General features: G+C 61.8%; 11 protein-coding genes. 5 read left to right on the forward strand and 6 right to left on the reverse strand.

The genetic code is table 11. The features are described from left to right. Positions 1–29: 29 nt before the first annotated feature. Positions 30–2,543, forward strand: a complete 2,514-nt coding sequence (locus BK665_RS17375; protein WP_123407576.1) for a fused MFS/spermidine synthase — start codon at positions 30–32, stop codon at positions 2,541–2,543. Positions 2,544–2,706: 163 nt separating this feature from the next. Here BK665_RS17375 and BK665_RS17380 read toward each other — a convergent pair whose 3' ends face one another. Then, complete coding sequence (locus tag BK665_RS17380) at positions 2,707–3,378, reverse strand: DUF3313 domain-containing protein (RefSeq protein WP_123407578.1); 672 nt, start codon at positions 3,376–3,378, stop codon at positions 2,707–2,709. 205 nt (positions 3,379–3,583) lie between these two features. Between BK665_RS17380 and BK665_RS17385 the strand changes: the two genes are divergently transcribed. Continuing rightward, the gene (locus BK665_RS17385) at positions 3,584–5,944 is read left to right on the forward strand and encodes a tetratricopeptide repeat protein (RefSeq protein WP_123407580.1); all 2,361 of its coding nucleotides are present in this window, start codon (positions 3,584–3,586) and stop codon (positions 5,942–5,944) included. Between the two features lie 128 nt (positions 5,945–6,072). Here BK665_RS17385 and BK665_RS17390 read toward each other — a convergent pair whose 3' ends face one another. The 3 genes from BK665_RS17390 to nirA all read right to left on the reverse strand — a co-directional run bounded on the left by BK665_RS17390 (position 6,073) and on the right by nirA (position 9,371). After that, positions 6,073–7,041, reverse strand: a complete 969-nt coding sequence (locus BK665_RS17390) for a hypothetical protein (protein WP_123407582.1) — start codon at positions 7,039–7,041, stop codon at positions 6,073–6,075. 180 nt (positions 7,042–7,221) lie between these two features. Then, a complete protein-coding gene (locus BK665_RS17395; protein ID WP_123407583.1) occupies positions 7,222–7,701 on the reverse strand; it encodes a DUF934 domain-containing protein in 480 nt (159 codons plus the stop codon). Further along, positions 7,698–9,371, reverse strand: coding sequence for a nitrite reductase NirA (gene nirA, locus BK665_RS17400; RefSeq protein ID WP_123407585.1), 1,674 nt, complete (start codon positions 9,369–9,371; stop codon positions 7,698–7,700). Before nirA ends, BK665_RS17395 begins: the two co-directional genes overlap by 4 nt. Positions 9,372–9,749: 378 nt before the next feature. Between nirA and ccoN the strand changes: the two genes are divergently transcribed. Both ccoN and BK665_RS17415 read left to right on the forward strand, forming a co-directional pair. After that, entirely contained in the window at positions 9,750–11,177 is a 1,428-nt protein-coding gene (gene ccoN, locus BK665_RS17410; protein ID WP_123407697.1) for a cytochrome-c oxidase, cbb3-type subunit I, read from the forward strand. An 8-nt stretch (positions 11,178–11,185) separates the two neighbouring features. Then, on the forward strand, positions 11,186–11,407 hold the full coding sequence (locus BK665_RS17415) for a cbb3-type cytochrome c oxidase subunit 3 (RefSeq protein WP_123407587.1): 222 nt from the start codon (positions 11,186–11,188) through the stop codon (positions 11,405–11,407). Between the two features lie 118 nt (positions 11,408–11,525). Here BK665_RS17415 and BK665_RS17420 read toward each other — a convergent pair whose 3' ends face one another. After that, positions 11,526–12,020 carry a hypothetical protein gene (locus BK665_RS17420; RefSeq protein WP_123407589.1) on the reverse strand — a complete coding sequence of 165 codons (495 nt, stop codon included), beginning with the start codon at positions 12,018–12,020 and terminating at the stop codon, positions 11,526–11,528. Positions 12,021–12,090: 70 nt separating this feature from the next. Then, entirely contained in the window at positions 12,091–12,852 is a 762-nt protein-coding gene (locus BK665_RS17425) for a helix-turn-helix domain-containing protein (protein WP_123407591.1), read from the reverse strand. A 79-nt stretch (positions 12,853–12,931) separates the two neighbouring features. Here BK665_RS17425 and BK665_RS17430 point away from each other — a divergent pair, with 79 nt between their 5' ends. Next, on the forward strand, positions 12,932–13,624 hold the full coding sequence (locus tag BK665_RS17430) for an aspartate/glutamate racemase family protein (protein WP_123407593.1): 693 nt from the start codon (positions 12,932–12,934) through the stop codon (positions 13,622–13,624). The last annotated feature ends 1 nt before the right edge of the window (position 13,625 follow it).

The following is a 13,625-nucleotide window of genomic DNA, read 5'->3' on the forward strand; positions in this document are numbered from 1 at the left end:
GGAACGATCATGCACAAGGCAACCACGCAATGTCCTCACGTGTCGCCAGCAAGTCGTCGGCCATACCCACCCCTCACGTCGCCGCCCCGGCGCTGATGATCCCTGCCCTGCTGCTGTTCGTCTCCGGCGCCGCCGCGCTGGTGTACCAGGTGTTGTGGATCAAGCAACTGTCACTGGTAGTCGGCGTTGAGGTCTATGCCATCACCACCGGCATCAGCGCGTTTTTCGCCGGGCTGGCCCTGGGCGGCTTGTTGTTCGGGCGCTGGGCGGATCGCTTGCAGCAACCGGTGTTGCTCTATGCCGGGCTGGAAGTGTTGGTGGCCGTGATTGGCGTCAGCGCGACGTTTGCCATGAGCCTGGCGGCCAGCCCTTTCGCCTGGCTGGAGCAGCACGTCGGTCTGCTGGCCTGGGTGTTGCCGTTTGCGCTGGTGGGCATTCCGGCGTTGCTGATGGGCGGCACGTTGCCGGTGTTGGTGCGCTCGCTGGCCGCCGATCCGCAGCAACTGGGCAAGGCTGGTGGTCAGCTCTATGCGGCCAACACCGCGGGCGCCATCGCCGGCACTCTGCTCGCCGCGTTTGTGCTGATCGCCACCCTTGGCGTGCGCGGCAGCGCCCTGGCCGCCGCGATACTGAACTTGCTGGCCGCCGCCGGTGCGTTGTGGTTTCAACGCCATCGTTCAATCCCGCCCGCCACGCCTGTGAAGCATCATGCCGAGAAGGCAACGGATCGCCTGGCCCTGTGGCTGTATTCCATCGCTGGCGGCGTGGCCCTGGGTTACGAAGTGGTCTGGTCGCAATCCATCGTGCAGTTCATGAGTACCCGCACCTACGCGTTTGCCGTGGTGCTGGCGACGTATCTCACGGGGCTGTTTCTCGGTAGCGCGCTGCTGGCCCGGCGGGTCGAGCGCATTCGTGATCCCTGGGGCGTGTTCGGTTTGCTGATTGCCGGTGCCGGGTTGATCGCGCTACTGGAAGTTGCGCTGCTTGGTCGTTGGTTGGTGCTCGCGCAAAGTGTCGCCGAAGCCTGGGTATTGTCGTTGGGCGCCAGCGAACTGCTGGGCATGAGCACGCGGTTTGCAGTGGCGGCGCTGAGCATCGTGTTTGTGCCGACCCTGCTGCTGGGCGCGGCGTTTCCCCTGGCCTTGCGCCTGAGCGTGGGCCGCGAGCGCATTGGCCAGGACGTCGGCGCGGTGGTGGCATTCAACACCCTTGGCGGGATTGTCGGGGTGATGCTGTGCGGCTTCGTGCTGATCCCGCTGCTGGGGTTGGTGCGCACCCTCGGTTTGCTGGCGATGGTCGCCGCCGGGATCGGTTATTTCGCGGTGCGCAAAGGTCACCATGTGAAGAAAGGTCGGCGCCAGGGCGTGGTGGCGATTGGTTTGTTGTCGGTGGCGCTGGCGATTTTCACCCCGGTCAACAAACTCGCGAGCCTGCTCCCCGGTGCGCGCAACGGGACCCTGGCCTTCTACGAAGAAGGACGCGGCGGCACCGTGGCGGTGGTCACCCAGGGCAAGGGCGAGAAGGCCTTCCAGCGCTTGTACATCCAAGGGGTTTCCAACACCGGCGATGCCATGCCGTCCCTGCGCTACATGCGCATCCAGGCGCTGCTGCCGCTGCTGATCCACAACGGCGAACCGCGCTCGGCGCTGGTGATCGGTTTCGGCACCGGCATCACCGCCGGCGCCCTGACCCGTTATCCGGGGCTGGAACAGCGGGTGGTCGCCGAGTTGCTGCCTTCGGTGGTTAAAGCCGCGCCGCTGTTCAAGGGCAACTTCAATGCCGCGAGCGATCCGAGCGTCGATGTGCGCTTGCGCGATGGCCGCCAGGAACTGCTGCGCAACCCGCAGACCTACGACCTGATCACCCTCGAACCGCCACCGCCCTCCGCTGCCGGCGTGGTCAACCTCTATTCCCGGGACTTCTACCAATTGGCCGCCAGTCGCCTGCAGAAAAACGGCCTGGTCGCCCAGTGGCTGCCGCTGCCCACCCAGAACATCGACGACTCGCGCTCCCTGGTGCGCAGCTTCCTCGACGTCTACCCCTACGCCACCCTGTGGACCAGCGAATTCCACGAAATGCTGCTGGTGGGCTCGATGGAGCCGATTGAGCTGGACGCGGCGAAGATCACTCAGCGTTTTCAGCAGGACAGCGTGCGCAGCACCTTGCAAGACGTGGGCATTGGCTCAGCGGCGGCGTTGCTCGCGACCTGGGTGACTGACCGCGCAGGGCTCGAACGCTTTGCCGCCGACGCACAACCGGTGACCGACGATCAGCCGCGCATCGAGTACGCGCCGTGGGTGCGGGCCAAGGAAATCAGCCGCGTGTTGCCGGCGCTGCTGGAATTGCATGTCGCGCCAAGCCTGGTGAATGCCGATGAAGGCTTCAACGACCGGATGAACGCCCACCGCCAGCGCCTGATGCAGTTTTATCGGGCGAGTTTGCATGCCTATGACGGGGACCGGGATGCCTGGGCGCGGGATATTGGCGAGGTGATGCGTGGGGATGGCGGGAATCCGTATTACCGGTGGTTTGTCGGGCAGTAATGTGGCGCCTGTTAAGCCGCCTTCGCGGGCAAGCCTCGCTCCTACAGGTTGATCGTTCCCACGCTCTGCGTGGGAATGCAGCCCGGGACGCTCTGCGTCCCATTGGAACGCGGAGCGTCCCTTGAGGCATTCCCACGCAGAGCGTTGGAACGATCTGTGACGGCTACTTGGATTTGAGTTTCAGATACGACTGATGCAGATCCGAAGCCCACCCATCGATCACGCTTTTGACGTCATCGGCCTTCATCACCTGGGTATCGTTCTCCAGCGGTTTGCCCGTGCCTTTGCGCACGACCTGGGCCACCACCGTGTTGTTGCCGCCATCGAGGAACACCGCCTCAGTGGCCAATGTGGTTTCCTGGTCACGAATCCCGCTGGCCGTGCTGACCGCCGCTGCCACCAACGCAACCGGGATCACTTCATAAGGCTTGAGGCCTTCGGTCTTGCTGCTGACCGCCGTAATCGCCGCACGCACCACGATCACGCCAGGTCCCGGGCCGGTGGCCAATGGCAAGGATTTACCCAGTTCGCGCTTGAGCGCCTGGTCGTAATAACCGGTGATGCCGTTGAGGGTGGCCTGGGGGATTTTCACGGTGGGTTGCGGCTGCGGATAGAGCTGGGTCGGCTCGATGTAGACGCTGGTGAATTTATCGATTTTGAGTTTGGGGTCCATCCAGCGCATCACTTCGGCGCCCGAGGGCGACTTGGCTTCCTTGAGCTGGCTGTAGTCCTTGAGAAACCCGGAATACTGGTCGGGTTCGACCACTTTACTGGAGCAGCCGACCACGCCGATCGAGGCGATGCACAGTGTGCTCATCATTAACGCAAGCTTCATGCTGTAACTCCTGTAAGGGTCGAAAACGCGCCTAGGTAGTTATAGCCAAATATCCATATTTTGCCGTCATCATCATCGAAGGTTCATCCAAGCCGGTGGCTCAGCGCACAACGCCTATTTGACAGACGCTTGCCATCCGGCAAAGCTGCATCGAGCTTCAAAGCGCGCCCTGAACGGCCAACGCACTCGGACTACGGAAGTCGCAATGCCGAAGCATAAAAATAAAGGTGTAAACCTAAACCCTGATGCGCAACCGACCCTGATTAACCGCTACCTGTTTCCCGTCACCATCGGTGTATTGCTGCTGGCCGTGGCGGCGATTGGCGGGTTTCTGTTCAGTAGCAGCGCGCCGGTGTCTGTGAAGCCTGCCCCTGTCAGCACGCCCATCGCTCAACCGGCCAAACCGGTGGTGGCCGCGGCGCCGGCGACGATGGTCGATGAGCAGCAATGCCAGGGCTGCCACACCGAGCAGGTCAAGGACTGGCAAGGTTCCCATCACCAATTGGCGATGCAACCGGCCACCGCCGACACGATGCTGGGGGACTTCAATAACGTCACCTTCAAGGCGGAAAAAGAGACCACCGTGTTCTCGCGCAAGGGTGACGATTTCTGGGTCAACACCCCGGGGATCGATGGCAAGAATGCCGACTTCAAGGTCGCCTACACCTTCGGCATCGCGCCGCTGCAGCAATACCTGATCGAAGTGGGCGAAGGTCGGCTGCAAGCCCTCGGCGTGGCCTGGGATACGGAGAAGCACCAGTGGTTTCATCTGTATCCGGGCCTGGGGGTGAATTTCAAGAATCCGCTGCACTGGAGCAAGCCGAGCCAGAATGCCAATTTCATGTGCGTCGAGTGCCATACCACCGGCTATAAACGCAATTTCGATGCGGCGAAAAATACGTTTGAGAGCCACTGGAACAGCCTCGGTGTCGGCTGCCAGGCGTGCCACGGTCCGGCGTCCAATCATCTGGAATGGACCGCGAAGAAAACCGATCTGATCCACGCCGGTTTTGCCGTCGACCTCAAGGACAAGAACGCCACGGTCGAGCTCGAAACCTGCGCCCGCTGCCACTCGCGCCGTGCACCGTTGGGGGATGGCTACACCGTCGGCAAGCGCTTGATGGACGACTATCTGCCGAGCACCTTGACCCGCGAACTGTATGCGCTGGACGGCAAGATCAAGGATGAGGTGTTCGAACACGGCTCCTTCGCCCAGAGCAAAATGTTCGATAAAGGCGTGCGTTGCAGCAACTGCCACAACCCCCACAGCACTGAACTCAAGGCCACCGGCAACGGCGTGTGCCTGCAATGCCACAACACCGCCAGCAAGACTGCGGTGGAAGGTGTGGATGGCAAGGGTTTGCTGGCGAAGAACTACGATTCCATCGAACACACCCGCCACACACCGGGTCAGCCGGGTTCGCAATGCGTGGATTGCCACATGCCGGGCAAGTTCTACATGGGCAATGACTTTCGGCATGACCACAGTTTCAGCATTCCCAACCCCGAGCGCGCAGCGAAACTCGGGACGCCGGATGCGTGCCTGACCTGCCATCAGGGCAAGGCCGGGGACACAATCACCGAGCAATTCAAACGGTGGAACACGGCCAATGCTTCACCGGTCCAGGCGCCCCGTTATGACGAAAACCTGTGGCTGATCCGCAACGGTCAACCGGGCGCGGCGCAGGCCTTGTACGAGCAATTGCAACGCAGCAACCTACCGGCGATTCAACGGGCAACCCTGCTCGCCGAACTGCCGCTGTACCCCAGCGAGCAAGCGTTGAAACTGGCGACGGCAGACTTGAGCAACCCGGCGCCACAAGTGCGGGAAAGCGCGGTGCGGGCGATCAGTGCCTTCCTGCCGCCCCCGGAGCGTGCGCCGCTGTTGACGCCGCTACTGGGCGACCCGGTGAAAGCCGTAAGAATCGTCGCCGCCCGGGACCTGTTGAGCGTGGCGCGCAACGGTTTGGGCAGCGCCCAGGCCAACTGGAACGCGGCCATCGCCGAATACGAGGAGGTGCAGCAAAGCCTGGCGGAACGGGCCGAGGCCAACCTCAACCTGGCGATGCTGTATCAGGCCAGCGGTCGCACTGAAGAAGTCGAACCGCTGCTGCGCTCGGCGCTGAAACGCGACCCGGACTTCTACCCGGCGCTGGTGACGTTGGTGCAATGGCTGGAGGCCAGTGGACGCGGTGCTGAGGCACAGGCGCTGCTGGAGCAGAGCGTCAAGGACCACCCGGATGCGGCGCTGTTGCTGCACACCCAAGGCTTGTCACTGATTCGTGCGGGTAAAACCGCCCAGGCCATGCCGCTGCTGCACAAAGCCGCCGCGCTGAAACCCCAGAGCGCGCAATACGGCTATGTGCTGGCAGTGGCGCTGCATGACAGCGGCAAGGTGGATGAGGCCTGCGAGGAGCTGGAGCGGCTATTGAAAGTGCAACCGGCCAATCGTAATGCGCGGTTGTCGTTGATCCAGTATTACCTGGAGAACGGCAAGGAGCCCAAGGCCCAGGTGTTGTTGCAGGGGTGGAAAAAAATGAATATGGGGGATCCGGCGTTGAAATGATTGGGGGTTGATCCGACGGCCTCTTCGCGGGCAAGCCTCGCTCCTACAGGGGTTTGCGCAATCCTTGTAGGAGCGAGGCTTGCCCGCGAAGACGTCAGCTCAACCAACCCAAATCTCTGGACCCATCATCACCAGGACGACCCACTCTGCGCCGCCAACGCCCGCCGACTATTAGCCCGCATCGCCTTGATCAACGACACCGTCCCCACCAGCAAAATCGCCGCGCCAAACAAAAAGTCGATGTTGTACAACTGAAAATCCTGCAACGGCCCCACCAGCAACACCCGCACCGCGCCAATCCCCACCAGCGTCGCAAGGAAGTCGATGCCCGGCTCGTCGCGATAAAACACGTGCATCAGCGGCAGGCAGATCACCAGCAGCAACAGCAAGACGATCACCTTGAACGAGCCCTTGCGCTCGACGCTGAACGCGCACTCGTTGGCGGCGTAAGGCTTGTAATCCTCATCGCGCACCAGCGGGGTTTTCTCGTTGATGTACTCCACGCGGTTGTACTTCTGGATCGGGGTGAAGGTGTTCGACATCTCCATCAGCGTGGTGATGTGGCGAAAGCGCAGGTCAATCCGCTCATTGCCCTTGAGGTAATACAGCACCGGTTTGTAACCGTAGCGGTAGGTGTCGAAGGGAAACTCGGTGGCCCGGCCCTGCACTCCGATGGGGCGCGAGTCCAGTTCGGCGAAGGCGCTTTTGTTGTCAGCGGCGAGGTTGCGGCTCAGGGGTTTGATCCGCACCTGTTCAAGGAAGACCGGCGTGGCGCCGAACGACCATTGCAACGGTTCCAGGCGCAGGCGCAGTTCGTTGCGGCCCAGGTCGTAGCGATTGAAGGTGCGCTCGGACACGATGATCGAGCCGCCGAGCATGAACTCACCACGCAGGTTGTTGGTGATGCGCAGGGTCAGTTGATCCTTGCCCAGGGACAACGCATCGGCCGACGGCGGCGTGCCACACCAGGCGATGCTGTCATAGGCCCCGCCCAACTGTCCGCCACGGTTTTCCTGGAACACGTAAAAATAGCCAGCCCACAGGGTCAGCATCAGCAGAAATGCCGTCAGCCCCAAAATCTTCTTGCCGAAACTCACAGCGCCAGACTCCCTTCTTGATTTCATCCATGCAGCCTGAAAACCGGCTGAGTGCGCGGACTCTACCAAAATGCCATCAACCGCCAAAGCAAAAAGATCGCAGCCTTCGGCAACTCCTACAGGTGTACTCATTCCCCTGTAGGAACTGCCGAAGGCTGCGATCTTTTGATCTTGCTGTGTTTACCGACGTCGGAATAATGGCCGCGGCTCAATCACCGACCGCCCATACAACACGCTCATCCCGGCCAGTCCCTTCAACGCATCTTCAGCCGACTTGTCCTCGCGCACCGCAAAACTGTCAAACCCGCATTGCCGCATATGGCTCAACTGATCCCGCAGCACATCGCCAATCGCTCGCAGTTCACCGGTCCAGCCCAGCCGCGTGCGCAGCAGATAAGCCTGGCTATACCCGCGACCGTCCCGAAAACTCGGAAAATCCAGGGCAATCAGCGGCAGCAGGTTGAAGCAGGATTTCAGGCATTCAACCTCATCGTCCGGCCCCAACCAAACGCCGTGTCGCGTCGGGTCATCGAGCCAGCGGGCCAACGGCAGAATCAACCGCCCCGAAGGCAAGTCGACGTCAACCTCCCGCACCAGCGTCCACGTGTCATCAAGATCAACCCGCGCCACACCCTCCTCCAGCCGCAACAGATTGTTCATAGCGTCGCTTCCCGCACTTTCTGGTAAATCCGTTCCTTGAACGGCTCCAGGCCAATGCGCTGCACGGTATCGACGAACAGTTCCTCGCTCTCGCGGTAACGCACGAAGGTGCCGATGATGCCCTCGATCACATCCGGTACTTCGGCGGCGCTGAAGGACGGGCCGATAACCTTGCCCAACGCACTGTGTCTGCCCTGGGCGCCGCCGAGGGTGATCTGATACCACTCGCTGCCGTTCTTATCCACGCCGAGAATGCCAATGTTGCCGATGTGGTGGTGGCCGCAGGCGTTCATGCAGCCGGAGATATTGAGGCTGATGTCGCCCAGGTCGTGCAGGTAGTCCAAGTCTTCGAATCGACCCTGAATCGCTTGGGCAATGGGGATCGACTTGGCATTGGCCAGGGCGCAAAAGTCGCCGCCGGGACAGGCGATGATGTCGGTCAACAAGCCAATATTGGCGCTGCCCAGCCCTTGATCGCAGGCCAGGCACCACAGTACATAGAGGTCGGATTTGGTCACGTCCGGCAGCACGATGTTCTGCTCGTGGGCGATGCGAATTTCGCCGAAACCGAACTGCTCGGACCAGTCCGCCACCGCTTCCATCTGCTCGGCGGTGACGTCCCCCGGCGGTGAAGCGATGCCGGGTTTGGTCGAGAGCACCACGCTGGCGTACCCCGGCACTTTGTGCGGTTGCACATTGCGCGCGACCCAACGAGCGAACGCCGGGTTCTGCGCCAGGCGTGTGCCGAAATCCAGGTCGGTGCCGGCCAGCGCTTGATACACCGGCGGCACGAAGGCACTGGCCACCCGTTCGTACTCAACCTCAGTCAATTGCGCCGGGCCGTCCTTGAGGTGCTGCCACTCCTCCTCCACTTCCTGGGCGAAGGCGTCGATGCCCAGGGCTTTGACCAGGATCTTGATCCGCGCCTTGTACTTGTTGTCCCGCCGACCGTGGCGGTTGTAGACCCGTAGCACCGCCTCGACATAAGACAGCAAGTGCTGCCACGGCAAGCCTTCGCGAATCTGCAAACCGAGGATCGGCGTACGCCCCAGTCCACCGCCGACGATCACCCGCAGCAGCATTTGCCCCTCGCTGCCGGGATAAAGGTAAAGGCCGATGTCATGCATCATGATCGCCGCGCGGTCTTGCTTGGCCGAGCAGATGGCGATCTTGAACTTGCGTGGCAGAAACAGGAATTCCGGGTTGATGGTCGACCATTGCCGAAGGATTTCCGCCAGGGGCCGCGGGTCGATCAACTCGTCCGCCGCGACCCCGGCGAAGGCTTCAGTGGTGATGTTGCGCACGCAGTTGCCGGAGGTCTGGATCGCGTGCATTTCCACCTGGGCCAGGCGTTCGAGGATGTCCGGCACCTGGGCCAGTTCGATCCAGTTGAACTGCATGTTCTGCCGGGTGGTGAAGTGGCCGTAGCCGCGATCGTAATCCCGGGCGATGCTCGCCAGGGTGCGCATCTGCCCGGCGCTCAAGGTGCCATAGGGGATGGCGACCCGCAGCATGTAGGCGTGCTTTTGCATGTAGAGGCCATTTTGTAGACGCAGGGGCAGGAATTCTTCTTCGCTCAGCTCACCGGCCGTGAAGCGCTCGACCTGGTCGCGAAACTGCGCGACCCGCTCGAACACCAGCGCCCGGTCATAGTCGTCGTACTGATACATGTGGTGGCCTCTCATCAGGGTTGGGCACAAAACGTGTGGGAGCGGGCTTGCTCGCGAAAGCGGTGGGTCAGGCGATATCCATGTTGACTGTGCCGCCCTCTTCGCGAGCAAGCCCGCTCCCACAGGGATTGCGCCGGGAGTCGGGCTCTGCGGCCCGTTTTCGATGGGGCGACTATGAACCTGCGGCGCAGCGCGTTACAGACCCACCTGAAACCTTAAAAACCGTATCAGAGCGCGGCAGATGGCCGCAGGCATGCCTCATATCTGATCCGCATAAATCGAGTTTTCCTGAGTCTGTTTTGTTTCCAGCAGGGTTTCTACAGTGCATCCCATGCCAGACCGGGTGGCCTGGCAAGACTTTGCATGGATGAACTGACCATGAGCACAGCAACAATCGGACAGGCTTACAACTATAAGGTCGTCCGCCAATTCGTCGTGGCAACCATTGTCTGGGGTGTGATCGGCATGGCCATGGGCGTGTGGATCGCCTCGCAACTGGTGTGGCCCGAGATGAACCTCGACCTGCCGTGGACCACCTTCGGCCGTTTGCGTCCGCTGCACACCAGCCTGGTGATTTTCGGTTTCGCCGGCAGCGCGCAATTCGCGGCCAGTTATTACGCGGTGCAGCGCACCTGCCAGGTGCGGCTGTACTCGGACACCCTCGCCGCGTTCACCTTCTGGGGCTGGCAATCGGTGATCGTGATCATGCTGATCAGCCTGCCGCTAGGCTACACCACCACCAAGGAATACGCCGAGATCGAGTTCTCCGGCGCGGTGTGGATGACCGTGGTGTGGGTCGCCTACGCCATCGTGTTCTTCACCACGGTGGTGCAGCGCAAGACCAAGCACATCTATGTCGGCAACTGGTTTTTCGGCGCGTTCATCGTGGTGATCGCCATGCTGCACGTGGTCAATCACCTGTCGATTCCGGTGGGCTGGTTCAAGTCCTACCCGGTGTATTCCGGGGCCACCGACGCCATGGTGCAGTGGTGGTACGGGCACAATGCGGTGGGCTTCTTCCTGACCACCGGGTTCCTGGGGATGATGTATTACTTCGTGCCCAAACAAGTGGGGCGGCCGGTGTATTCCTACCGGTTGTCGATCGTGCATTTCTGGGCACTGATCACCCTGTACATCTGGGCGGGTCCGCACCACTTGCACTACACGGCGCTGCCGGACTGGGCGCAGTCCCTCGGCATGGCGATGTCGCTGATCCTGCTGGCGCCGAGCTGGGGCGGGATGATCAACGGCATGATGACGCTCTCGGGCGCGTGGCATAAGTTGCGCACCGACCCGATCTTGCGCTTTCTCGTACTGTCCCTGGCGTTCTACGGCATGTCGACGTTCGAGGGGCCGATGATGGCGATCAAAACCGTCAACGCCCTCTCCCACTACACCGACTGGACCATCGGCCACGTCCACGCCGGCGCCCTCGGTTGGGTGGCGATGATCACCTTCGGCGCGATCTACCACATGGTGCCAAAGGTCTTCGGCCGCCCGCAGATGCACAGCATCGGCCTGATCAACGCGCACTTCTGGTTGGCGACCATCGGCACCGTGCTCTACATCGCCTCGATGTGGGTCAACGGCATCACCCAGGGCCTGATGTGGCGCGCAATCAACGACGACGGCACGCTGACCTATTCCTTCGTCGAAGCCTTGCAGGCCAGCCATCCGGGCTACGTGGTGCGGTTCACCGGCGGCGTGTTCTTCCTCAGCGGCATGCTGCTGATGGCGTACAACACCTGGCGCACCGTACGGGTGGCGGACGTGGCGATGGCTGAGCGCGAAGCGCAGATTGCGTGAGGGTCGGAATGATGGAAATGCTGTTGAATCTGTTTGGCGTCGTGGGGTTTTGGCTGGCGATCGAGTATTGCCTGAAGCATCAGACGCCCGAGAGCCTGGAGGATGCGAGCCTGATGCCGTTCGCCGATGACCCGGAAGTGGCGAAGCGGGTGGAATTGGCAACGGGGAAGAAGGTGAAAGCGGTGGCGCCGGAAGAGGCGAAGCCGGGGTGGGGCAACCTCGAGGTCTGATACAAACACCAATCCCCCTGTGGGAGCGGGCTTGCTCGCGAAGAGGGAGTGTCAGTCAACAAGGTTGTGACTGATACACCGCTTTCGCGAGCAAGCCCGCTCCCACAGGTGTTATGTGTCAGCCGCGTTCGCGGGGTATCAGGCTTTGCAATTGCAACGCCAGGAAATTCGCATCGAAGGCAAAGGTATCCGGGTCTTTCAGGCCATTGGTCTTGCGCCACTGCCAGTTGGTCGACGGTGGCAGGCACACCAGGGAAATACTGCCGTAACGTGCGGCAGTCAGGCCCATCACGGCCAGGGAGATCTGGCCACCGGCGCCCATCACATCCGGCACGAATTCCACCGGTTTGCCGGCAATCACAATGGTCAGTTTCTCGGTCTTGAAGGTCGAGGTCTCGACCGGCACGCTTGGCCCGGACGCGACGTACAGCTCGCGGCTCACCTCCAGCAGGTTCGGCACCTGGACCGGTTCCAGCCAGTGCTGGATCTGATCGAACAGCTCACCAATACGCGTCGCCCACACGGCCGATTGCGACTCAAACAATTGCTTCTTGTGCGCTTCGCTTTCTGCGTAGTGGCGAAGCATCTCGCCCAGTTGCTGTACGTCGTCCATTGCGGTGTTCCTTAGGTTGAAGCCGTGCTGCGGACTTTGAGCATGGCAGATGCCAGCGACGGGCGTACGACTAAAAGCGTGAGCGGTACTGGCTGGGGGTCATGGCCAGGTGTTTGCGAAAGACGCTGCCCATGTGCGACTGATGGGCAAACCCGGCGTCCAGCGCGATGCTGGCCAGGGGAGAGTTGCTCTGCTCGATCATGCGTCGCGCCGCTTGCAAGCGCACTTCGACCAGATAGGCATGGGGCGTCAGGCCGATGGCGCGGGTGAAATCGCGCAGGAAACGCAGTTCATTGTGGCCATAGGTGACGGCCAACTGTTCCAGGCTCAGGGGTTGATGAAACTGTTCGGCGATCTGGTCCAACACGCGGGTCAGGGCCTTGGGCGTGGGGCGGTCGTTCGCTGGCGCGCTCGCCTGATCGATCAAGGCCAATGTTGCTTGCTCCAGTGCCAGGCTGTCGCGTTGCGGATCGAGCATCAGGCGGCGCAGCGTTCGGGCCAGTCCCAAGGCCTCGCTTTGGCCGGCGAACTGTATCCGGTGATTGACTGACGGCAGGTGCTGACGGGCAAACGCTTCGTCCAGCCGCAGCAGCAGGTATTCGCCGCCACTGGCCGATTCTGAAAACACCTCAACACCCACCGGCGTGTGCGCCAGGACGCCGGGCAAGGTGTCAAAGTCCACCCGATGGTCGGAATCGATGGCATGCACCCCTTGCTGGCGCTCCAGGGTCACGCCCAGCGTGTGCCATTGCGCAGGGTCCCGAGCGCTGTAGGCGGCACGGGGCAACAGTTGCAAGCAGAGTTGGTCGCCCAGCAGGCGTTGGCTCAGCATGTGAAATTTCCTGATAGATCGAAGCGCGGATCCACGGGAGACTCTCTAACAAAGGGTTGCCATTAAACAGGAGCACAGCATGCGCACCATCGGCCTGATCGGCGGCATGAGCTGGGAATCCAGCGCCGAATACTATCGCCTGATCAACCAGCAAGTCCGCGACCGCCTCGGACCGTTGCGTTCGGCGCAATTGCTAATGTACAGCGTCGACTTCGGGCCTGTCGAACAGGCCCAGCATGCCGGGCGCTGGGACGATGCGGCGGCGATTCTGGTGGATGCCGCGCGCAGGCTGGAAGCGGGCGGCGCCGAGTGCGTGGTGCTGTGTACCAACACCATGCACAAGGTGGCCGGGCAGATTCAGGCGGCGATCAGCATTCCGTTCCTGCACATCGCCGACCCCACCGGTCTGGCGGCGCTGGATGCCGGGGCGCTCAAGGTCGGTTTGCTGGGCACGGCGTTCACCATGGAACAGGATTTCCTCAAGGACCGCCTGAGCGCCATGGGCCTGACGGTGTTGGTGCCGCAAGCCGAGGAACGCCAGGCTGTGCACCGGATCATCTACGACGAATTGTGCGTCGGGGTGATCAGCGAGGCGTCGCGCCGGGTCTATCAGCAAGTCATCGAATCCCTGACCCGACGTGGCGCGCAAGCGATCATCCTCGGTTGCACGGAAATCGGCATGCTGATCAAACCCGAACACAGCGCCCTGCCCTTGCTGGATACCACCGAACTGCACGCCCGGGCGGCGGTGGCGTTCGCGCTGGGCGACTGAC

The organism is Pseudomonas frederiksbergensis (assembly GCF_003732665.1).
Taxonomy (GTDB): Bacteria; Pseudomonadota; Gammaproteobacteria; order Pseudomonadales; family Pseudomonadaceae; genus Aquipseudomonas; species Aquipseudomonas frederiksbergensis_G.

Bases quoted from the DNA above. Each gene is read 5' to 3' on its own strand.
- BK665_RS17375 (WP_123407576.1), top strand. From the start codon at position 30: ATGTCCTCACGTGTCGCCAGCAAGTCGTCGGCCATACCCACCCCTCAC.
- BK665_RS17380 (WP_123407578.1), bottom strand. From the start codon at position 3,378: ATGAAGCTTGCGTTAATGATGAGCACACTGTGCATCGCCTCGATCGGC.
- BK665_RS17385 (WP_123407580.1), top strand. From the start codon at position 3,584: ATGCCGAAGCATAAAAATAAAGGTGTAAACCTAAACCCTGATGCGCAA.
- BK665_RS17395 (WP_123407583.1), bottom strand. From the start codon at position 7,701: ATGAACAATCTGTTGCGGCTGGAGGAGGGTGTGGCGCGGGTTGATCTT.
- nirA (WP_123407585.1), bottom strand. From the start codon at position 9,371: ATGTATCAGTACGACGACTATGACCGGGCGCTGGTGTTCGAGCGGGTC.
- ccoN (WP_123407697.1), top strand. From the start codon at position 9,750: ATGAGCACAGCAACAATCGGACAGGCTTACAACTATAAGGTCGTCCGC.
- BK665_RS17415 (WP_123407587.1), top strand. From the start codon at position 11,186: ATGATGGAAATGCTGTTGAATCTGTTTGGCGTCGTGGGGTTTTGGCTG.
- BK665_RS17420 (WP_123407589.1), bottom strand. From the start codon at position 12,020: ATGGACGACGTACAGCAACTGGGCGAGATGCTTCGCCACTACGCAGAA.
- BK665_RS17425 (WP_123407591.1), bottom strand. From the start codon at position 12,852: ATGCTGAGCCAACGCCTGCTGGGCGACCAACTCTGCTTGCAACTGTTG.
- BK665_RS17430 (WP_123407593.1), top strand. From the start codon at position 12,932: ATGCGCACCATCGGCCTGATCGGCGGCATGAGCTGGGAATCCAGCGCC.